Here is a 21,287-nt window from a genome sequence, read left to right as displayed (position 1 = left end):
GGCGCATTCGATTGTCCGAATGCGCCGCGCTCAAAGAAACTGTCAAGCATCCTTATTAATGATCCACTCATGCGCGGGGTCGTTATGGAAATGCCAGATCCGCTGGCCACCGGCCATCACGTTCAGATAATACGAGTCGTACCCATACGGAACGACTACCGGATGATAGCCGCGCGGCACCATCACCACGTCGTGATTTTCCACGGCCATTGATTCGTCGATATCGCGCAGATCGGTGTACACGCGCTGAAACGCAAACCCTTGCGGCGGATCGAGCCGGTGATAATAGGTTTCTTCGAGCGAACTCTCGTGCGGGACATTGTCGGTGTCGTGCTTGTGCGGCGGATAACTCGAAGCATGTCCGCCCGGTGTTCTGACTTCGACCACCAGCAGCGATTCGGCAGGTTCGGTCTGCGGGAGAATATCGCATACGTATCGCGTATTCAGGCCTTTGCCGCGAGTCGAGCGTTTCATTGAAGCGGGTTCGATCAGCCTCGCCGGAAACTCGCCTTTGGCGGGCGCACTCGCGACACCAATCTCCGCGTCGCGACACGCGCGCACTGTAACCGGCACGTTCGGCGGAAAATACACTGCGTAAGGCGCGGCGTCTTCGAACACGCTGTCGCGCGAACCGAGCGAGGTCCATTTCGTGTCGGGCGTTTCGATATCCACTGCGCCCGTGAGCACGACAATGCACACTTCGCGCGACGCATCGAGCACGTGCACCACTTCGCTGGTCCCCAACCGGTACGCGGCGAATCCCACATATCGCCAGCACGCCGATTGCGGCGTGACTCGCGCGATCGTCTGGCCTTCGCGCTGTGCCTTCACCAATAAACTCATGCTGCCTCCTGACGCGTAGTGTCTGTGTCGGCGTCTGCTGCGCCGAGCGGTGCATCGACGAGAGTCCGCAAAGTCGTGAAGCCCTTCTGCGCATATTCATACGATGGCGCGACGACCGGGTCCTGTTCCGCTTCGACCACCAGCCAGCCGCGATAACCATGCCGCTTGAGCCGCTCGATGATCGCGGGGAAATTCACCGCGCCGTCGCCCGGCACCGTGAATGCACCTGCGATCACCGCGTCGAGAAAACTCCAGTTGCGGTTACGCGCGAGCTTCATCACGGCAGAACGCACGTCCTTGCAATGCACGTGACAAACCCGTGCGATATGTTTGTCGAGCACGGCCAGCGGATCGCCCCCGGCAAACGTGATATGTCCGGCGTCGAACAGCAGGCCGACGGCATCGCTCGTGCGAGCCATCAACTGATCGACATCGGCGGGCGTTTCCACATACGCGCCCATGTGATGGTGGTAAGCAAGCCGCACTCCGCGGCTCAACGTATAGCGCGCGAATTCGTCGACACGTGCAGCGTAGGCGGCCCACTGCGCGTCGCTAAAAAAACGCGGCCGTTGATAAAGCGGCTGCGGTGCACCCTGAATCGAATCTGCAACCTCGCCGTACACCATCGCGGTCGCGCCGTTCTGCGCGAGCAGTTCGAGATGCGGCCCGACCTCCGCGATTTCCTCTTCGACGCTGCGCCGTGCGAGACGTCCCGAATACCAGCCGGACACGAGCGCGAGATCGTATTGCGCGAGCAGTGTCTTCAATGCCTGCGGTTCGCGCGGAAATTTGTTGCCGAGTTCGAAGCCCTGATAGCCAATCTTGCGGCCTTCCGTCAACGCGACATCGAGCGGTGTTTCGCCACCGAGCGAGGGCAGGTCGTCGTTCATCCACGATAACGGATTGATGCCGATACGTACGTCGAAAGCAGTCATGCGAGCGTCCTCATTCATGATCGGTGGGATTGGCGCTGTCGTTCAAGGCGGCCGGGTCGGCGCGCGTCGCGATTTGCGCGTCGTACTTCGCGCGGGCCTTGCGCACCGTATCGCGCGACGACACTTCGGGCACGGCGACTTCCCACCACCAGCCGCCGTCGTCGGTGGTGCGGGCGGGATCGATGTCGATGCTGATCACGTAGGTGCGATCCGCCGCGCGCGCGCGTTGCATCGCGGCTTCGAGTCCGGCGATATTTTCGACGTGCTCGGCTTGAGCGCCCAACGCTCGCGCGTGCGCGGCGAAGTCGATCTTCGGTGCGCCGAGCGGACCCTGCATGCAGTCGTCCAGCAGATTGTTGAACGGCGCACCGCCGCAAGCCTGCTGCAAACGGTTGATGCAACCGTAACCGCGATTGTCGAGCACCACGACAATCAGCTTCGCGCCGAGCATCACCGAGGTCGCGATTTCGCTGTTCATCATCAGATAGCTGCCGTCGCCGAGCATCACGATGACTTCACGCAAAGGTCGCGCGAGCTTCGCGCCGAGTCCGCCCGCGATCTCGTAGCCCATGCACGAATAGCCGTATTCGACGTGATACGCGCCCGGTTTTCCCGCTCGCCAGAGCTTGTGCAATTCGGCGGGCAACGTACCCGCCGCACACACGACGATGTCGTCGGTCGTGGAGCGGGCGCTCGAACGCTGTATTGCGCCGATTACATCGCCTTCGTACGGCAGCACGGCATCGCGCTGCGGCGCGTGCGTGAGCGTGCTCACCGTATCGCGCCAACCGGCCGCGAGTTTCTGCGCGCGCGCGGTCCACGTGCGCTCGGCATGCCATCCTTGCAGCGGATCGGCGAGCGCGTCGAGCGCGAGCCGCGCATCCGCTTCGACGACTAGCGCGCGATGCTTGAGGCCATCGAACGCGTTTGCATTGATCGCGATCACATCGGCCTGCGTGAACAGCGTATTCGAGCCGGTGGTGAAGTCCTGCAAGCGCGTGCCGATGGCGAGCACGCAATCGGCTTCGCTTGCGAGCGCATTCGCGGCAGGAGAGCCCGTGACGCCCAGCGCGCCCGCGTTCAACGGGTCGTTCCATGCGAGCGAACCTTTGCCTGCCTGCGTCTCGGCGACCGGCACGCCATGCGAGGTCGCGAAGCGATGCAGTGCATCGGTTGCACGGCCATAGAGAACGCCGCCGCCCGCAACGATCAGCGGCCGCTTCGCGCGACGCAAACGCGCGAACGCAGCGTCGATATCGTCGGCACGCGGCGCGGGCGCATGAAAGCGGACGACGCGCGGCGCAAAGAAGTCGACGGGAAAATCGTACGCCTGCGCCTGCACGTCTTGCGGTAACGCGAGCGTGACCGGGCCGCACATCGCGGCATCGGTGAGAATGCGCAACGCGCGCGGCAGCGCACTCAGCAATTGCGCGGGATGCACGATGCGGTCGAAGTAGCGCGATACCGGCTTGAACGCATCGTTCGCGGATACGCCGCCGTCGTTGAAATCCTCGACTTGCTGCAACACCGGATCCGGCGCGCGCGATACGAAAATATCGCCGGGCAGCAGCAATACCGGCAAACGGTTCACATGCGCGAGCGCGGCTGCGGTCAGCAGGTTGGTCGCGCCGGGTCCGATCGACGTGGTCACCGCCATCATGCGTCGGCGGAAATGCGCCTTTGCGTACGCAATCGCGCTGTGCGCCATCGCCTGTTCGTTGTGGGCGCGCAGCGTGGGCAGTTCGTCGCGATGCTGATACAGCGCTTCACCCATGCCCGCGACGTTGCCGTGTCCGAAGATGGCGAACACGCCGCCGAATAGCGGCTCGGTGCCTTTGCCGTTTTCGGTGGTCACGCGTTGGGCGGCGAGGTAGCGCACGAGCGCCTGCGCCGTGTTCAGGCGGACGGTGCCGCTGGCGGTCGCAAGAGTGTCGCTCGCGTCGTTGGCGGATGCCGTTTCGTGATGCTCATGGTGCATTACGTGCTCGTTCATGCCGCCTGCTCCTGATGAACATGACTCGTTGCGCCAGTCTGCGCGGCGTTCTCGCCACGCGTCGCACGCCATGACGCGATCAGCGTTTCGAACGTGCGCCGCACGCGAGCAATCAGTTCGTTGTCGTCGATTTCATTGGCAAGCCACGCATGACTCGCCTCGTGAAAGATCGTGCGCCCCACGGTAAAGCCACGGCATGTCGCCGATTGCGCCGCTGCGCGAAAGCCCTCGTTCAACTGCTCCACGCCTGCCGACAAACCCAGCAGCACCACGCCCCGGCAATACGGATCACGTTCGGCGATAAGCGCATCGACCGCTTTCCACTGCGCGGCTTCCATTGGTTCGAGCTTCCACCACTCGGGATAGATGCCGATGTTGTACAGCCGCTTCAACGCGCGATACACGATGTCAGGCGCCTGCGGCAAATGCGCATGTTTCGGCGGAATGACTTCGAGCAGCAACTCGTGTCCGCTCGCCTGCGTCGCGTCGTAAAGCGCGCGCAATTGCGCTTCCTGTTCGAGCCGCTGTTCGATCGGTTCGTCGGGATGGAATTGCACGAGGCACTTGGCGATATGCTCCTGCGGCCACGCGATCAACGTCGTGCCGATCGAGCGTCCATGATCGAACACGAGCGGCACGGAGCCAGGCAGTTCAACCGGACGGCCGATCCACCAGCCGCGTCCGGTTGCTGCATTCAACGCATCCTGACCATAACGGTCGTCGATCAGCACGCCGATCTTGCCGCGCAGTTCCAGCGCGCTTTCGGTCTGCGACACGGCTTCGACGAACAGCCCCTTCAGACGCGCGATGCGTGCTTCGTCGGCGCCGGTCTGCTGTGCGAGTTCGAAGAACTGGTTGCGATGATCGAACGCGAAGCCCAGCACTTCGCTCCACTGTTTGCGTGCTGGTGAAACGCGATGCAGACGGGCCAGCGTGGCGTCGCGATCCGGGCGCCTCATACGTGGAGGGTCTGTTTTCGCTTCGCGCAGGAAATAGTCGAGTTCGGCAGGGGTCGGCATCGCGGGCGCGCAGCCGTGACGCGACACGACCAGCGCGCCGCTCGCATTCGCGGCGCGCGCGCACGCTTCGAGCGGTTGATCGCGCAGCCAGCCGGACAGAAAACCTGAAGCGAAGGCATCGCCCGCGCCGAGCACGTTCAGCACTTCGACTTCGACGCCGCCATGAATCGGCGCATCGTCGAGTGAGGCGGGCACCTCGCCGTCGATAATCTGGCAACCCAGCGGCCCGCGCTTGAGCACGAGCGTGGCGGGTGTGACGGCGCGCACGGCGGCGAGCGCGTCCACGAGTTCAGGCTTGCCGCCGGCAATACGGAATTCCTCTTCGGTGCCGATCACCAGATCGAATAGCGGCAGAATGCGCTGCAAATGCGCCGTCACGCCTTCGCTCGCGACAAAGCGGGTCTCACCATCCGCTTTGCCCGTGAGGCCCCACAGCACCGGTCTATAGTCGATATCGAGCACAGTGCGCACCTGGTTGCGGCGCGCGTAATCGAGTGCGCGGCGGCTGGTGCGATTCACCTGCTCGGTCGAGAAGTGCGTGCCGGTAATCAGTAGCGCTTTCGACGACGCAATGTACGCCTCGTCGAAATCGGCTTCGTCGACGGCCATGTCCGCGCAGTTCTCGCGATAGAAGATCAGCGGGAACGTATCGCGGTCTTTCAGGCCGAGCAGCACTAGCGCAGTCAGACGTTCCTGATCGACACGTACATGGCTGACGTCGCAACCTTCCTTGCTGAGCGTCTCGGTGAGAAAGCGGCCCATATGATCGTTGCCGACGCGCGCGAGCATCGCCGACGCAAGCCCGAGTCGCGCGCAACCGAACGCAATATTCGCCGACGACCCGCCGAGATACTTCGCGAAACTCGACACGTCTTCGAGCCGCGCGCCGACCTGCTGCGCGTACAGATCGACGGCAAGGCGGCCGAGGCAGACGACGTCGCGGCTGCGTCCCGGCGCGAAGCGGCTGGCGGACGTCGAACCGGTCGCGGCGCCGCTGGATGTGCTGGAGTGATCCATGAATAGTCCTGAGTAGCTGAGCGCGACCGCCGGCGACACGAGCACCGGGCGATCCACGCGAATCGATCAGATCGTCGCGCCTTCGAGTTCGCCGATCATCTTCTGCATTTCGGCGCCGCCGGCCATCATGTCGAGCACTTCGTCTTTGCTGATGGTTTCCTTCGTGAACGTGCCGAGCGAGCGGCCACGATTCAGAATCGTGAACGAATCGCCGATCGGATACGCGTGGTGTACGTTGTGCGTGATGAAGATCACCGAGATGCCTTTCGCGCGCGCCTTGTGAATCAGCTTCAATACATTGAAACTCTGCTTCACGCCGAGCGCGGCGGTCGGTTCGTCGAGAATCAGCACGCGCGCGCCGAAGTGAATCGCGCGGGCAATCGCGAGGCATTGCTTCTCGCCGCCCGACATCGTGCCAATAGGCTGATGCGGGTCGCGCACGTTGATGCCCATTTCCGCGAGCTTGTCGCGCGCGGTGATCGCGCTGGTTTCGAGGTCCATTACCTTGAGGAAACCGAACAGTTTCTTCTCCGGCTCGCGTCCCATGAAAAAGTTGCGGGCGACTGAAAGCAGCGGTACGAGTGCGAGATCCTGATAAACGGTGGCGATGCCGAGATCGAGCGCGTCTTTCGGTGAATCGAACAGGACGGGTTGGCCGTCCACCAGATACTGGCCGGAAGAGGGCTGATGCACGCCGGCCAGCGTCTTGATCAACGTCGATTTGCCCGCGCCGTTGTCGCCGAGCAGGCAATGCACTTCGCCGCGTTTCAGGCGCAACGTCACGCCGCTCAACGCGATCACTTTGCCGAAATATTTGTAGACGTTTTCCAGCGCGAGGATCACGTCGTCGCCGGAAGCATCGTTGTCTGCGGCGCTATAGTGTACTGAGTTCGTATCGGACATGGTCGTCTCCTCGTTACGATTGCGCGACGCGGCGGCGCACATAGTGATTGAACAGCACGGCGATCAGCAGCATCACGCCGAGGAACACGCGGAACCAGTCCGAGCTGACATTGGTGTACGTAATGCCGATTTGCACGACGCCGAAGATCAGCGCGCCGAAACAGGCACCGATCACCGAGCCATATCCACCCGTCAGCAACGTGCCGCCGATCACCGCGGCAATGATCGCTTCGAATTCCTTTTGCAGACCACGGTCGGCCGCAGCCGAACCGATATCGCACACCTGCAGCACCGCGAACAGGCACGAGCAGAATGCGGTCAACACGAACAGCGAAATCTTCACGCGACGCACCGGCACGCCGACATTCTTGGCCGCGTTCGCGTCGCCGCCGACAGCGAGAATCCAGTTGCCAGCGCGCGTTTTTGCGAGCACGAACGCACACACGGCCGCGAGTCCGAGCCACCACAAAATCACCTTCGGAATGCCGGGCACGAGCGCGTGGCCGTTATCGAGCAGCGTGCCGATGCCGTGATGCGCAAGCGTCAGGAACAGGCCGCTCAGCGCGACGCCGTGAAACAGCGTGTTGGCGAACCAGTCCTGTTGTGCGAGATCGCCGACACCGGAGACGATGGTGCGGTCCGCGAACATGATCGACAGCGCCAGCGTGAGGCCGCGCAAAATGAACAGGAACGCGAGCGTGACGATGAACGACGGCAGGCGCGTGCGCATCACCAGGTAGCCGTTCAACGCGCCGAGCAGCGTCGAGCCTGCAAACGCGAACAGGATCGCTAGCGAGATCGGCCAGTGGAAATAGACCGACGGAATCGCGACCATCATCCCGGCGAAGCCGATCATCGAACCAATGGAAAGATCGAACTCGCCCGCGATCATCAGCAGACACGCGCCGACCGACAGAATGCCGAGATATGCCGACACCTGAGACCAGTTCATCACGCCGTCGAGATTGAACATGCCGGAGCCGCCGGCGCCCAATGCAAAGACGAGAAACACCAGTACCGCGCCGGAAATCGCGGCGAATTCGGGGCGATTCAGCAAATGACCGAATCGGGATTCCTTGCGCACGCGCTCGTCGGCGTCCGGCAGCGACGGCGCATCGTTGTCGCGCGGCGCAGCGGGATTCGTTTTGACGTGCGGTGGGAAGTGTTTGCCGGCTACACCCATGATGTCTCCTTGGTGCCGGACCGTGTTCGTAGCTAAGCGGGGATGCGTTGCGGGAACCACAGCCGGTGAAAAGCGCGCGGGCGGCAGGCGTCCCGCTGCGAATCGTGTTGACTCGCAGCGCGGCCCGCCGGGCGCGTGACTACTAGCTAGAGAAAAGAATCAGCGGTACTGCCCTGCGTACTTGATCACCTTGTCGAGGTTTTCCTTGGTGATGAAACCCGGACCCGAACGGATGTTCTTCGGTCCATACGAAGGTGCAAGACCGTAAGTCGCAAGACGCGCCTTGAACTTCGGATTCGCTTCGAGAATCTGGCGGATTTTCACGGGGTCCATCGTGTGCTCTTTCTTCACGATGGCCAGCACAGCGACCGGAATATAGCCCTGCAAATAGGGCTGCTGATCGATCGCGAACTGGATCGTGCCGCTTTGAATGGCTTTGGCGATGTCGTCGGAGAAGTCGAACGTGCAGAAATAGATCTTGCCCGCGAGGCCCATCTGTTCAACCGCTTTCAGCGTGGCCGAAGCCGGGGTCGGTCCGAGTGTCAGGATCGCGCCGGTGTTCGGATGATTGCGCAGATACGCGCTGACCTTCGATTGAATCTCGGTCGGGTCCTGGCCGGAGTCGATCGTCGAACTCTTGTAGTCGACGCCGATTGCCTCTGCGAAACCACGGCAGCGGTCGAACGAAACGGTGTTGGTGGCGAGGTGGTTCACGCACAGAAACGACTTCACGCCAGCCGCTTTCGCTTTCTCGCCAGCCGCTTTGCCAGCGACATATTCGGGTTGACCCACATGCATGATCGCGCCCAGTTGCGCGCTCTGTTCCTCGGTGCCGGAGTTGATCGTGACGAGCGGAATCTTCTTCGCGGTCACCTTGTTGATCGAGCTTTTCAGCACGTCGAAATCGGCGATGGTGACGATCACGCCGTCGTAATTGCGCGCGGCAGCCTGTTCGACCAGACGCGCCATATCGGCGATGTCGCCGTTCGGCGGATTGCGGTAATCGGTCTCGACGTTGAAGTCCTCGTCGGCCTGTTTGATGGCGTTCTTGATGGTGTTCCACCACGAGTCCGAATCCGGCGCGTGGCTGATCAGCACGAAGTGGGCGTCAGCCGCGCGGGCGGCCGATGCCGCGCCGAATCCCGTCGCCAACGTCAATGCCGTCACCAGAACCCTGAGCGTAGCCTTGCCCTTGCAAAGTCTCATTGTCTCCACCTTTCTCGGTCTGTCGTTATTAAAGGGAGCGTATGGCGGACGGCGCTTTTTCCGCGCACAGGGGAGGGCGCATATTCGCCGAAGCACCATCGCTCACGACCAAGAGTAGGTCATCTTCCAAGCCGGTGCAATGAAAATTTCATGACAAAGAAAAATGGAAAATACGTTCCATTTGACGGGGAGGCTGCCTATAATCGGCAGCGTCGGAAGCCTGTGCGGCGGGCGTTGCAGGTGTTTGCAACTTCGGTTGCCGCACTGCAATAAAGCAAGCGAGAGAGAGTCATGGCGGAACAGAGCACGGAAGAATTGCCGAGCGTCGAAGAATTGATGCAGCGCATCGCGGAGAACTACGACGCGTTGCCGCGTCAGTTGAAGAACGTCGCGACTTATATCGAACAGAACCGCTCCAGCGTGATGGTGGATCGCACCAGCGATATCGCCGCGAGTTGCGGCGTGCATCCGTCGGCCGTCGTGCGTTTTGCGCAACGCTTCGGCTTTTCCGGCTTCTCGGATTTGCAGGCGGTGTTCAAGCAGGCGTACACGGGACAGGGCAGTTCGTCACCGAGTTATCAGCAGAGGATTCGCAAGCTGATCGATGAGAAACCAGGCGCGTTGTCGGGCGGCTCGGTGGCGCGCGAATTCATCGCGGCGTCGCGCGGCGGTCTGGAAGAACTCGAAGCGGGGCTCGACGACAAGCAGTTCGACGCCGCCGTGAAGATGCTCCAGCAGGCCGACAACATTTACGTGATCGGCGTGCGGCGGTCGTTTCCGGTAGCGAGCTACATCGTCTATGCGTTGCAGCACACGCCCAAGCGCGTGCATCTCGTGTCGGGCTTCGGCGGCATGTATCGCGAACAGATTCGCAGCGTGAAAAAGGGCGACGTGGTGATTGCGATCAGCTTCGCGCCTTATGGGAAAGAAACGCAATATTGCCTGCGCGTCGCGCATCATCACCAGGCGAAAACCCTGGTTATTACGGATAGCCAACTATCTCCGCTAGCCCGTTACGCAACCACGCAACTGTATGTGAAAGAGGGCAGCGCGTTCGCGTTCCGCTCGCTGACCAGCACGATCTGTTTGTGCCAGGCGTTATTCATCGCGCTCGCGTACAAGCTCGAATTGAACGTTGAAGAATCCCAGGACACAGGAGGATACGATGACTGACGCGGTACAGACGATCGACGTAGCGGTATTCGGCGCGGGGCGCATCGGCAGGATTCATGCGGCGAATCTCGCGCGGCAGAAGGGCGTGCGGCTCAAGTACGTGGTCGACGTGAACCGTGAGGCCGCTGCGGCGCTTGCGGCCGAACACGGCGCGCAGGTTGCGGATATCGACGGCGCGATGGGCGACGCGGCAATCGGCGCAACGGTGATCTGCTCGAGCACGGATACGCACGCGGACCTGATCGTCAAATCGGCCGCGCAGAAGAAGCACGTGTTCTGCGAGAAGCCCGTCGATCTCACGCTCGAGCGCGCGCGCACGTGCGCCGACGCGGTGGCGCGCGCGGGCGTGGTGTGCATGATCGGTTTTCAGCGGCGCTTCGATCCGACTTTCTCCGCGCTGAAGGCGCGTATCGACGCGGGCGAAATCGGCACGCCGGAAATGCTGGTGGTCACGAGCCGCGATCCCGGCGCACCGCCGGTCGAGTACATCAAGCACTCGGGCGGCATCTTCAAGGACATGCTGATTCACGACTTCGATATTTTTCGCTGGATTCTCGACGACGAAGCCGACACGCTGCACGCGACCGGCAGTTGTCTGAGCGATCCGGCGATTGCCGATGCGGGCGATATCGATTCGACTGCAGTGACAATCCGCACGAAGCGCGGCCGGCTGTGCCAGATCAACACGACGCGGCGCGCGGCTTACGGTTATGACCAGCGGTTCGAAGTGCTCGGCAGCACCGGCATGCTGCAGGCAGGCAACGTGCGGCCCACCGAGGTCACGGCGTATTCGAAAACCGAAGTGTCGAGCGATGTGCCGGAAGCGTTTTTCCTCGAACGTTATCGTGCGGCGTACGCGCTCGAAATCGCGCATTTCTTCGATGCGGTCACGCACGGCAAGCCGGTTCGCACCACCGTCGCCGACGGTTTGAAGGCGCTCGAACTCGCCGACGCGGCGACCCGTTCGTGGCGCGAAGGCCGCGCGGTCAAACTCGGCGAGGCATTGTGATGACGGCGGCTCCAGCTTCCGGGAAGGTGCGTGTCGGCGTGGTCGGGCTTGGGCGGCTCGGTAAGCGGCACGCGGAAAATCTCGCGTTTCGCGTGCCGGGCGCATCGCTGGTGGCAGCGTGCAGCCCGGTCGAAGAAGAGCGCGCATGGGCGCGTGAAGCGTTGCCCGCGCCGCGGCTTTACGAGAATTACGCGGACCTGCTCGCCGATTCCGAGGTGGACGCCGTGTGGCTCGTCACGCCGTCGTCGCTGCACGCGCAGCAGATTGTCGACGCGTTGCGCGCGGGCAAGCATGTGTTCTGCGAGAAGCCGTTGTCACTCGATCTGGCCGAATGCGAGCGCGTGCTGGCCGAGGCCGAGCGCTATCCGCATCTGCAGGCGACCATCGGCTTCATGCGGCGCTTCGATCCGAGCTACAAGGACGCGTTCGACAAGATCGAGGCGGGCAAAATCGGCCGGCCGTTCCTTGTGCGCTCGCAGACCACCGACAAGAACGACACCGAAGGTTTCTTCGTGCGCTTCGCGGGCACGTCGGGCGGGATTTTTCTCGATTGCACGGTGCACGATATCGACGTCGCGCGCTGGCTGCTCGGCAAGCCGCGCGCCAAACGCGTGTTTGCGGCGGGCGCGATCGCGTTGCACGAGGGCTTGCGCGAATCCGGCGATGTCGACAACGGCGTGGCGATCTGCGAATTCGAAGACGGCAAGCTGGCGATGTTCTACGCGTCCCGCACGCAGGCGCACGGCAACGACACACACAGCGAGGTGATCGGCACAGCGGGGGCGCTGGCAATCGGCCACAATCCGCGAGCGAATCGCGTTGAGATATACGACGCGAACGGTATCCGCAACGAATGTACGCCGAATTTTTTCGACCGGTTCGAAGAGGCGTTTCTGCACGAGGCGCGGGCGTTCGTGGCGGCGGTGCAGGGCGGGCCGGGTGCGGCCGGATCAGGGGCTGGGTCCGGCGTGCAGGCAGGCGCGACGCTCGCCGACGCGCTCGAAGCGACGCGCATCGGCATGGCGTTGCGGCAGTCGCTGCAAACCGGCGAGGCGGTGACGCTGTAGCGGCGCTGACGCAGCATAAACGCCGACATCACAGCGTCACGACGGGCGGCTAAACGGCGGCTGCGGTAGAATTTGGCCTCTATCCGGCGTCGCTGACGACGCCTCGTCCCGAAGGTCATCGTCGATGCAAATTCAGATTCACAAAGAAGTCGATGCGCGCGGGCTGATGTGCCCGCTGCCCATTTTGCGCGCCAAGAAGGCGCTCGCCGACATGGAAAGCGGCCAGATTCTCAAGGTGCTGGCCACCGACCCCGGCTCACAGCGCGATTTCGCGGCGTTTGCGAAGCAAACCGGCAATGAAATCGTCGAAAGCTCGGCGCAAGACAAGGTTTTCACGTTTCTGATGAAGCGGCGCTAGGCGCGTGTGGGGGAGCATTGTCCCGGAGCACGGGCCGAATGTTACGTAACCGGCCGCGCGCCGGGACACTCTCCGGGTTCCGCCCGGTTTAGTGTCGGGTCGGATGTGTAAGCCGCCCGCACGTCGCGCTAAAAGAAAAATCGCTGTGCCCGCAGATGCGGGTCACAGCGATTTTTTATTTCAGCCCCACGTTAATCGAGGGCTGCAACGAGAGGCGCTTCAGCCTTCCAGCACCGGCGAGCGGGTGCGCAGATATTCTTCGAAATCGGCGGCCACTTCGGGGTGACGCAGAGCGAACTCGACCGTCGCCTTCAGATATCCGAGCTTGCTGCCGCAGTCGAAACGCGTGCCGTGGTACTTGTACGCGAGAACCTGTTCGTCGGCGAGCAGCGACTGGATTGCGTCAGTCAGTTGCAATTCGCCGCCTGCGCCCGGCTTGATCGAACGGATGTGGTCGAAAATGCGCGGCTTGAGCACATAGCGGCCTACCACGCCGAGGTTCGACGGCGCCACGTTCGGCTCCGGCTTTTCGACGATGCCCGACATCTTGATGATCGAATCTTCCCACTCCTTGCCGTCGACGATCCCGTACGACTTGGTTTCGGAGTGCGGGATTTCTTCGACGCCGATCACCGAGCTGTGATAGTGGTCGAACACCTCGATCATCTGCGTCATGACGGGCGGTTTGCCGTACAGCAAGTCGTCCGCGAGGATCACGGCGAACGGGTTGTCGCCCACCAGCTTTTCCGCGCACAGCACCGCGTGGCCGAGGCCCAGCGCTTCCGGCTGACGCACGTAGAAGCAGTCGACGTGGCTGGGCTTGATGCTGCGCACCAGCTCCAGCAACTTGTCTTTGCCACGCGCTTCCAGCTCGTGCTCGATCTCATACGATTTGTCGAAGTGGTCTTCGATCGCGCGCTTGCTGCGGCCCGTGACGAAGATCATTTCGGTGATGCCAGCTGCCATGGCCTCTTCCACCGCGTATTGAATCAGCGGCTTGTCGACGATCGGCAGCATCTCTTTCGGGCTTGCCTTCGTGGCAGGGAGGAATCGGGTGCCAAGACCTGCGACCGGAAAAACCGCTTTTGTAACTTTTAGCATGTGATTACCCTGAGTCCTCTGGATTAGCTTTCAGTCCTGCTCGCCCGGTAAAACGGGCGAGCACGTAGCGTTGGTCAGACCGGCAAGCGCGCAAGCTGCGCCTTCAGTTTGCCTACTGTCGCCTCGAATTCGGCCAGCCTTTTCTGTTCCTGCTCAACGACTGCCGGCGGCGCCTTTGCAACGAAACTTTCATTTTGCAATTTGGCATTGCATTTGGTGATCTCATTACTCAACCGCGTAATTTCCTTCGACAACCGCTCGCGCTCGACGGCAACGTCGATTTCCACCTTCAGCACGAGCTTGTCATTCCCAACGATAGCAATTGGCGCGCCATCTGCCTGCGCGTCAAGCGTTGCCTCGTCGGCAATGATCTGCACCTCGGACAAACGGGCCAGCGCCTGAGCGTACGGAGCGAAGGTGCGCAGGCGCTCCGCGTTGCCGGTGGCGAGCAACGGCACCTTGACCGCCGGCGACAGATTCATTTCGCCACGCAGATTCCGGCACGCATCGATCACCGCCTTCAGGTCGGCCGCCCATTGCTCCGCGTCTTCGTCGATTTTCGACGGCTCGGCGATGGGGTACGGCTGCACCATGATGGACGCTTCGCCTTCGGCCTTGCCTTCAGGATAACGTCCGGCCAACGGTGCCACTTTCTGCCACAGCGCTTCGGTAATGAACGGAATCACCGGATGCGCGAGGCGCAGCACCGTCTCGAGTACGCGCAGCAGCGTGCGGCGTGTAGCGCGCTGCTGGTTCGGCTGACCCGTCTGGATCTGCACTTTCGCGAGTTCGAGATACCAGTCACAGTATTCGTCCCATACGAACTTGTATAGGGCGTTGGCCACATTGTCAAAGCGATAGTCGGCAAAACCCTTACCGATTTCTGCCTCCACACGTTGCAGACGCGACACGATCCAGCGGTCGGCCGCCGAGAAATTCAGGTGTCCGTCCGGGCCGCATTCGCCGCACTGTTCTGGCTTGCCAAAGCCGCAATCGTGGCCTTCGCAGTTCATCAGCACGAAGCGGGTGGCGTTCCACAGCTTGTTGCAGAAGTTGCGATAGCCTTCGCAGCGTGCCAGATCGAAGTTGACGTTGCGCCCGAGCGTGGCCATCGACGCCATCGTGAAGCGCAGTGCGTCCGTGCCGAATGCCGGGATGCCTTCCGGGAATTCCTTGCGGGTTTTCTTTTCGATCGACGCAGCCTGCTTCGGATTCATCAGGCCGGTGGTGCGCTTGGCGACCAGCGTGTCGAGGTCGATGCCGTCGACGATATCGATCGGGTCGAGCGTATTGCCCTTGCTCTTCGACATCTTCTGGCCTTCGGCGTCGCGCACCAGACCGTGCACATAAACGGTGTCGAACGGCACTTTACCGGTGAAATGCGTGGTCATCATGACCATGCGCGCGACCCAGAAGAAAATGATGTCGAAGCCGGTGACGAGCACCGACGACGGCATGAAATGCTTCAGTTCCGGCGTTTCGTTGGGCCAGCCGAGCGACGAGAACGGCACCAGCGCGGACGAGAACCACGTGTCGAGCACGTCTTCATCGCGCTTCAGGGCGCCCGTGTAGCCAGCGGCGACAGCCTTGGCGCGCGCATCTTCTTCGGTCTTAGCGACGAAAATTTCGCCGTTTTCGCCGTACCACGCCGGAATCTGGTGGCCCCACCAGAGCTGGCGCGAGATACACCAGTCCTGGATGTTTTCGAGCCACTGGTAATACGTGGTCGACCAGTTTTCCGGCACGAATTTGATTTCGCCGCTGCGGACCACGTCGAGCGCGGTTTCGGCGATCGATTTACCCGGATTGAAGGTGCCTTCCGGCGCCGGCTTGCTCATCGCGACGAACCACTGGTCCGTCAGCATCGGCTCGATCACGACACCCGTACGGTCGCCGCGCGGCACCATCAGCTTGTGCGGCTTGACCGATTCGAGCGCGCCGAGCGCTTCGAGGTCGGCGACCACCTGCTTGCGGGCTTCGAAACGGTCGAGGCCGCGATATTTTTCCGGCGCGTTGTCGTTGATCTTCGCGTCGAGCGTGAGGATTTCGATCATCGGCAGCTTGTGGCGCAGGCCGACCTGGTAGTCGTTGAAATCGTGCGCGGGCGTGACCTTGACAACGCCCGTGCCGAATTCGCGGTCGACGTAGTCGTCGGCGATGATCGGCACTTCGCGGCCCGACAGCGGCAGCGTGACCGTCTTGCCGATCAGATGCGCGTAACGCTCGTCTTCCGGATGGACCATCACGGCGGTGTCGCCGAGCATGGTTTCCGGGCGCGTGGTGGCGACCGTGAGGTGGCCGGAGCCGTCGGTGAGCGGGTACTGGATGTGCCACAGCGAGCCGTTTTCTTCCTCGCTGACCACTTCGAGATCGGACACGGCGGTGAGCAGCACCGGATCCCAGTTCACGAGGCGCTTGCCGCGATAGATCAGGCCCTGTTCATACAGGCGCACGAAGACGTCGCGCACGGCGGCCGACATCTTGTCGTCCATCGTGAAGTATTCGCGCGACCAGTCGATCGACGCGCCCAGACGGCGCACCTGATTCGTAATGGTCGAGCCCGACTGCTGTTTCCATTCCCACACACGTTCGACGAACTTTTCGCGGCCGAGGTCATGGCGCGAGACGCCTTTGGCGTCCAGTTGACGTTCGACGACGATTTGCGTGGCGATACCCGCGTGGTCGGTGCCCGGCACCCACAGCGTGTTTTCGCCGAGCATGCGGTGATAGCGGGTGAGGCCGTCCATGATGGTCTGGTTGAACGCGTGGCCCATGTGCAGGGTGCCCGTGACGTTCGGCGGCGGCAGCTGGATCGAGAAGTCTTTTTTGTTCTCGTCGAAGGACGGCGCGGCGTACGCGCGCTTTTCCCATTCGGGGCCCCAGTGGGCTTCGATGGTGTGTGGCTCGAAGCTTTTGGCAAGCGTGGAGGTGATGTCGCTCGGGGTCTCGCTCATTTGTATCGATTCGGCTGGTGAATGCAAGGAATGGTTGATTATAAGCGGCGCGTGGCGGTGGGGGATTTTTTGCCATGCGGTGCGATGGGTGAGGTCGGTCGAAAAAAGTAGAGGCCAACGTTTCGTACAATCGTGAAACGGAGGCATGGATGAATCGGATTCCCAAGGCGGTCTACACGAGCGAATTTCGTGAGCAGGCAGTCAAGCTGGCGTTCAGTGAAGGTGTCTGTATTTCGGAGGCTGCACGGCGGCTGTCGGTTCCTCTCAAGACGTTGGCGAACTGGGTCCGTTCGGCTAAAGCGGGCAAGCTTCGGGAGGTCGGCAAGGAGCAGAGGCCGCAGACCGAGCTTGAAGCCGAGCTGGCACGCGTCCAGCGGGAACTGGCGGAAGTGAAGATGGAGCGCGATCTGTTAAAAAAATTCGCGAAGTACTTCGCGAGGGAGTCGCGGTGAGGTACGGCGTGATTGAATAGATGCGACAGGACTATCCGGTGCCACCGATGTGCAGAATACTGGGTGTTTCGGTCAGCGGCTATTACGCCTGGCGCAAACGCTCGCCCTCGAAACGGGCGAGGCAGGAGGCCCGGCTCGAAACGGAAATTCTCGCGGCCCATCAACGCACGCGCGAAAGCTTTGGCCCCGATCGCCTGCAGAAACATCTTGAGCGGCATGGTGTTCATGTGGGCGTATGCCGGATAAAACGGTTACGCAGGAAACTGGGCCTGCGGTGCAGGCAGAAGCGCAAGTTCAAGGCCACCACCAATTCAAGGCACGATTTGCCCATCGCACCGAACCTTCTGCAGCAGGACTTCGCCGTCTCGGCGCCCGATCAGGCCTGGTGTGGCGATATCACGTACATTACGACCGACGAAGGATGGTTGTATCTTGCCGGCCTGAAGGATTTGTACAGCGGCGAAATCGTTGGCTATGCGATGAGCGAACGCATGACTAAGGACCTGGTGATGCAGGCGCTGTATTGCGCCGTCTCGAGCCGACGTCCGAAGTCCGGCCTGATTCAGCATACCGATCGCGGCTCTCAATATTGTTCAGCGGCTTACCAGGAAATCGTCAGGCAGTTCGGAATGCGCGCGTCAATGAGCCGCCGCGGCAACTGCTACGATAACGCGCCGATCGAATCGTTCCGGGGCTCTCTGAAGAGCGAGCTGATCTACCATCGGCGATTCGCTACGCGCGAGCAGGCCAGACTCGCAATCAGCGAATACATCGAAATGTTTTACAACCGGCAGCGCACGCAGGCCCGTCTGGACTACCTGTCGCCTGCCGCATTTACGCAGCGATTCTATCTGGATCGTACCGCTGCTTGACGCGTTGGCCTCCACCGATTCCGACCGACCTCAGGCCCACTACGGGGCGGGCCTTCTTTCGCATAGATGCGTAATACTTTACGGAAGCGTGGCTATCGCTGCACCTTAGTAAAGCATTTTGAGTGTCACGTCGTGGGCATCTGCGCCAATTAAATGGCACCTACCGGTCGTGGCGCTCTTTGTATTCTGGATCATTTTTCCGGACTTTATAGACCCAATCGTCCCATTCTTCTTGAGACATATAGGAAAGCGCGTCAACTGAGCGCCGTTCTATATACAGATCGCGTTCAGCAGGGAGCAGGCTTTTCCAGAACGGCATCCATACATTTAATTCCCAGTATTCAGGTTCCCCCTGGCTATATGCCGCAAACGGACCAAGTTGCGGATATAAAAGCCACGGAGGCGTCGGGCTGAATTGAAAATGAGAAAGACTGTCGATTAGAGCAACGTCGTTGGTCAGAAGCCAGACATTGCGACTAGAAAACTCCGTATCAAAAGCCACAAATGACGATAGCGTACCGCTCTTGAAGTGTAAAAAATCTGCATCTTCGCGCCCTTCACGAACAATGTTCAAGAATCGTGCAAATCCCCGCAGCTCCATATTCTGAGCCCATACGAACGCGTGAAAAGCCAGCATCGGCCAAATATGTAATGGTCGGATATTGTGGCATGTTGTCCGTTCGCGAAAGTGCGGCCGGATTTTTAAATGCTTCACGCAGTTCTTCGACAGTTCGACCAAATCGTTCTGACAGGGTTTTTTCATGGTCAACCGGTTTTTCCCATTCTGGCTTAAATCGGTCGCGAAATTTGCTGAAGAACGACATATATTTCCCTAGTTAACGCCAGCTTGATCGAGCAAATAAGATTCGCCAAAAAATCCAATTGCACCACCAATCAGGCCGCCAACCAATCCAGTAATAACAGCGCCGGGGCCAGTTTCAATACCAACGATAGCGCCTGTAGCGGCTCCCATTCGCATGCCTACACAGTGCCCGCCCAACGTCCTGCCATGCTGCCTCCCCATCCTGCCATCGCAGTGAGAGCGGACCTTTCTAGCGGCCAAATGCTTTTGATCCTGATTGATTCGCTAGTTGCCATCGAAAGATCATAGCCGGTCATGAATATACCAAAGACCTGAACGACGCGCGCATACTTAACCCATCCCGTTGCAATGGCTAATCCGCTTTTGGTAAAAATGCCGTCAGCAGGAACAACAGGGCTAGGCTGCACCAGATATTCGTTATCGACGCCAAGGGCTTTCTTTAATGCGTTTAGGCCTTCGCGTCGCTCTTTCGATGGAACCGATTTAAGATATTCATTTACCGACTGCCCAATTTCTTCCGGCGTTACGAGTTTTGCCCCGGCTCGCTTTGCTTTTGCGATATCGATATATACAGTCTTTGATGCGCCTTCAGCGCCATTAAAACGAGGCGAACCGTCGGGGAAATTACCACTCGTAGAAACGTAGGACGTAACTACATCTTTTCCCAAAACATGCTCCGTAATACTTGCCAACGAATCAGGGTTTCTGGCCCAAAGACCGGTTTTTCCGGGTAAGCCGCCTGAATTTTCTGAAGCTCGGTTAGTTCCATGGACTTCAGATATGGATCATTAACGGTCGAATAGGTCCTGCGAACCAAAAAACCTTCCGGACCGACTTCATCGACAGTCACGAAGAAAAACGCCCTTGCGGGCATCAGATGACCAAGAACGTCATATTTTGAATTTTTATTTGTGTTTGTTGTGGTTTGGTAGACGTAATCGCTCATTCTTTCCACCGCTCCAGTGCTTTCAGTCCAACAGCTATATCGAGCGCCTTCTGGTCATTCGTATAGACACGCGGACAATAGCCGGATGCGTCTGTTAGCCCCTTACAAACCGTGCCGCTCGACGTTCGTATGTGGTACGGCATGCCAGCAATTGGCCTGCTGTTGGCATCAAGTACGCGCACGCGTTCGTCATAGTTGCCGGTCTGTTCGACCGGCAACGGTGCGCCGTGTGCGTTATAGCCCATTGCGGCGAGTTCGCCGGTATCGAAGCTATGCGAGGAATGATCCTGTGACGCGCGAAGTACAGGTGCCGGATGGCATTGGCAGATACAGATGTCGCCGTCTAGTGCCTGCTGTTTCTCGGGCATTGTGGCGTTATGGTGCGGGCCTCTCGACCCAATATGGCCTACAGACTTGCACCCGTTACACCAGACCTCAGCCCCGATATAGGTAACCGGTACTCCGGAAACGGTGCAATTGTCTACGCCTTGCGTCACCATGCCGCCATTGGTCGATTTATCGCCTTTCCTGAGAATGTAACGTTTCACTTCGCTTACCTAATAATAATGAAACGACTTGACGCTTCGCCTTTTCGCTCAGGGCTATCGGTGATGATGTCGCCGTTGTCCAGTTCGCTACCGACGAAGGCAAGTGGTACAAAATGTGGTGAATCTTCGAGGCTCAATGCGGAGACAATCGTTGCGGACGTGCCGTCCGGGTACTCCACGACATCGCCAATGCCGCCTACCTTTGCGGCACGACCGTCAATCTGCCAATCTCGACTGGGCTCGCGCAAGATACCACCGCGCGAAGTGGTCGCGCCGTATATTGCAAAGCGATAGATTGGCTCTACCGCAGGCGGCACATAGTTCGGCTCGAACAACCCCTTCAGAATTTGTGCCTTCGGGTACGAACAGGCCAGATCTACCATTCTCCCAAGGCGTGAAGACGATGCGATCTCCGTTGCTTAGGTGACTGCCGACAAGTGCAAAGCATTTGTTGCGTTCGTGCGCCCGCGCGCCGGACCCATCAACAATCGTCGCTTCGCTCGCATCACCGTACGTCACGACATCGCCTACGAGAGCAGCCCGTAAGCCACATATAGACAGCTTGGACGTTGCATTCGTCACATAGCCGCTGCGCTCGGTTCGTGCGCCAAGCGTCGCGAATGCGTACATCGTGCCTCTAACTTTTTCTTGCTCCAACATTTTAAATTTCCCATAAAAAAATGCGTCGTCGGCGCAATTTACGACACGTCTCTGAATTGACCCCGCTCTAGTATGCAAACCGTTTTACGGCAAGTTCTATAGGGCTTCTGTCAAATATCGTCAAAGTTAGCTGAGGGGTTATAAATATGAATAGTGATATGCGAAATGAATTAAGACATCCTTATCAACGAGCGCAAAGAATCGAGGCAGTTTGAGGTTGCTACT

The 21,287-nt window shown here is 60.1% G+C and carries 20 protein-coding genes and 2 pseudogenes; 5 read left to right on the top strand and 17 right to left on the bottom strand.

Translation table 11 applies throughout. From position 1 onward, the window contains the following. Positions 1–42: 42 nt before the first annotated feature. From iolB to BLS41_RS12085, 7 genes are all read right to left on the bottom strand, one after another. The gene (gene iolB, locus BLS41_RS12115) at positions 43–843 is read right to left on the bottom strand and encodes a 5-deoxy-glucuronate isomerase (protein ID WP_074764764.1); all 801 of its coding nucleotides are present in this window, start codon (positions 841–843) and stop codon (positions 43–45) included. Beyond that, positions 840–1,778, bottom strand: coding sequence for a myo-inosose-2 dehydratase (gene iolE, locus BLS41_RS12110; RefSeq protein WP_074764762.1), 939 nt, complete (start codon positions 1,776–1,778; stop codon positions 840–842). Before iolE ends, iolB begins: the two co-directional genes overlap by 4 nt. 10 nt (positions 1,779–1,788) lie before the next feature. Further along, a complete protein-coding gene (gene iolD, locus BLS41_RS12105; RefSeq protein WP_074764759.1) occupies positions 1,789–3,771 on the bottom strand; it encodes a 3D-(3,5/4)-trihydroxycyclohexane-1,2-dione acylhydrolase (decyclizing) in 1,983 nt (660 codons plus the stop codon). Beyond that, positions 3,768–5,807 (bottom strand): bifunctional 5-dehydro-2-deoxygluconokinase/5-dehydro-2-deoxyphosphogluconate aldolase, encoded by a 2,040-nt coding sequence (locus BLS41_RS12100; RefSeq protein ID WP_074766490.1) that lies wholly within the window; start codon positions 5,805–5,807, stop codon positions 3,768–3,770. Before BLS41_RS12100 ends, iolD begins: the two co-directional genes overlap by 4 nt. Positions 5,808–5,873: 66 nt before the next feature. Then, a complete protein-coding gene (locus tag BLS41_RS12095; RefSeq protein ID WP_074766488.1) occupies positions 5,874–6,710 on the bottom strand; it encodes an ATP-binding cassette domain-containing protein in 837 nt (278 codons plus the stop codon). Positions 6,711–6,723: 13 nt separating this feature from the next. Then, positions 6,724–7,893 carry an ABC transporter permease gene (locus BLS41_RS12090; protein WP_074764757.1) on the bottom strand — a complete coding sequence of 390 codons (1,170 nt, stop codon included), beginning with the start codon at positions 7,891–7,893 and terminating at the stop codon, positions 6,724–6,726. A gap of 159 nt (positions 7,894–8,052) precedes the next feature. Further along, entirely contained in the window at positions 8,053–9,099 is a 1,047-nt protein-coding gene (locus BLS41_RS12085; RefSeq protein WP_074764755.1) for a sugar ABC transporter substrate-binding protein, read from the bottom strand. Between the two features lie 291 nt (positions 9,100–9,390). On the opposite strand from BLS41_RS12085, the gene BLS41_RS12080 reads away from it, so the two are divergent. The 4 genes from BLS41_RS12080 to BLS41_RS12065 all read left to right on the top strand — a co-directional run bounded on the left by BLS41_RS12080 (position 9,391) and on the right by BLS41_RS12065 (position 12,706). Further along, a complete protein-coding gene (locus BLS41_RS12080) occupies positions 9,391–10,272 on the top strand; it encodes a MurR/RpiR family transcriptional regulator (protein WP_074764753.1) in 882 nt (293 codons plus the stop codon). Further along, positions 10,265–11,281 (top strand): inositol 2-dehydrogenase, encoded by a 1,017-nt coding sequence (gene iolG / locus BLS41_RS12075; protein WP_074764751.1) that lies wholly within the window; start codon positions 10,265–10,267, stop codon positions 11,279–11,281. Before BLS41_RS12080 ends, iolG begins: the two co-directional genes overlap by 8 nt. Continuing rightward, a complete protein-coding gene (locus BLS41_RS12070; protein WP_074764749.1) occupies positions 11,281–12,348 on the top strand; it encodes a Gfo/Idh/MocA family oxidoreductase in 1,068 nt (355 codons plus the stop codon). The genes iolG and BLS41_RS12070 overlap by 1 nt, the downstream gene beginning before the upstream one ends. A 130-nt stretch (positions 12,349–12,478) precedes the next feature. Then, complete coding sequence (locus tag BLS41_RS12065; protein WP_041746333.1) at positions 12,479–12,706, top strand: sulfurtransferase TusA family protein; 228 nt, start codon at positions 12,479–12,481, stop codon at positions 12,704–12,706. A 219-nt stretch (positions 12,707–12,925) separates the two neighbouring features. On the opposite strand, the gene galU is transcribed toward BLS41_RS12065, so the two are convergent. Together galU and BLS41_RS12055 are read right to left on the bottom strand one after the other, a co-directional pair. Continuing rightward, a complete protein-coding gene (gene galU / locus BLS41_RS12060) occupies positions 12,926–13,807 on the bottom strand; it encodes a UTP--glucose-1-phosphate uridylyltransferase GalU (protein WP_074764747.1) in 882 nt (293 codons plus the stop codon). Between the two features lie 74 nt (positions 13,808–13,881). Further along, the gene (locus BLS41_RS12055; RefSeq protein ID WP_074764745.1) at positions 13,882–16,761 is read right to left on the bottom strand and encodes a valine--tRNA ligase; all 2,880 of its coding nucleotides are present in this window, start codon (positions 16,759–16,761) and stop codon (positions 13,882–13,884) included. 149 nt (positions 16,762–16,910) lie between these two features. On the opposite strand from BLS41_RS12055, the pseudogene BLS41_RS12045 reads away from it, so the two are divergent. Next, positions 16,911–18,085, top strand: a pseudogene (locus BLS41_RS12045) (IS3 family transposase). A gap of 160 nt (positions 18,086–18,245) precedes the next feature. Here the strand turns inward: BLS41_RS12045 and BLS41_RS12040 are convergent. The 8 genes and pseudogenes from BLS41_RS12040 to BLS41_RS40075 all read right to left on the bottom strand — a co-directional run. After that, positions 18,246–18,659 carry a hypothetical protein gene (locus BLS41_RS12040; protein ID WP_143026254.1) on the bottom strand — a complete coding sequence of 138 codons (414 nt, stop codon included), beginning with the start codon at positions 18,657–18,659 and terminating at the stop codon, positions 18,246–18,248. Further along, positions 18,643–18,909: a hypothetical protein gene (locus BLS41_RS38365; RefSeq protein ID WP_143026253.1), complete on the bottom strand. Its 267-nt coding sequence runs from the start codon at positions 18,907–18,909 to the stop codon at positions 18,643–18,645. Before BLS41_RS38365 ends, BLS41_RS12040 begins: the two co-directional genes overlap by 17 nt. Before the next feature lie 8 nt (positions 18,910–18,917). Then, positions 18,918–19,058, bottom strand: coding sequence for a hypothetical protein (locus BLS41_RS39595; protein ID WP_253189648.1), 141 nt, complete (start codon positions 19,056–19,058; stop codon positions 18,918–18,920). A gap of 8 nt (positions 19,059–19,066) precedes the next feature. Then, positions 19,067–19,576: a hypothetical protein gene (locus BLS41_RS39590; RefSeq protein WP_253189647.1), complete on the bottom strand. Its 510-nt coding sequence runs from the start codon at positions 19,574–19,576 to the stop codon at positions 19,067–19,069. Continuing rightward, a complete protein-coding gene (locus tag BLS41_RS39585) occupies positions 19,561–19,854 on the bottom strand; it encodes a hypothetical protein (protein ID WP_253189646.1) in 294 nt (97 codons plus the stop codon). The genes BLS41_RS39590 and BLS41_RS39585 overlap by 16 nt, the downstream gene beginning before the upstream one ends. Further along, positions 19,851–20,402, bottom strand: a complete 552-nt coding sequence (locus BLS41_RS38360) for a PAAR domain-containing protein (protein WP_074764737.1) — start codon at positions 20,400–20,402, stop codon at positions 19,851–19,853. Before BLS41_RS38360 ends, BLS41_RS39585 begins: the two co-directional genes overlap by 4 nt. Before the next feature lie 5 nt (positions 20,403–20,407). After that, positions 20,408–20,785 carry a hypothetical protein gene (locus tag BLS41_RS39580; RefSeq protein WP_253189645.1) on the bottom strand — a complete coding sequence of 126 codons (378 nt, stop codon included), beginning with the start codon at positions 20,783–20,785 and terminating at the stop codon, positions 20,408–20,410. A 76-nt stretch (positions 20,786–20,861) separates the two neighbouring features. Further along, positions 20,862–21,032 (bottom strand): annotated as a pseudogene (locus tag BLS41_RS40075) (hypothetical protein); the annotation flags it as partial. Positions 21,033–21,287: the final 255 nt, after the last annotated feature.

This window comes from Paraburkholderia fungorum, from assembly GCF_900099835.1.
In the GTDB taxonomy this organism is placed as follows: domain Bacteria; phylum Pseudomonadota; class Gammaproteobacteria; order Burkholderiales; family Burkholderiaceae; genus Paraburkholderia; species Paraburkholderia fungorum_A.
The sequence above is the reverse complement of the archived record's forward strand: the minus strand, read 5'-3'. Positions and strand labels throughout refer to the sequence as shown.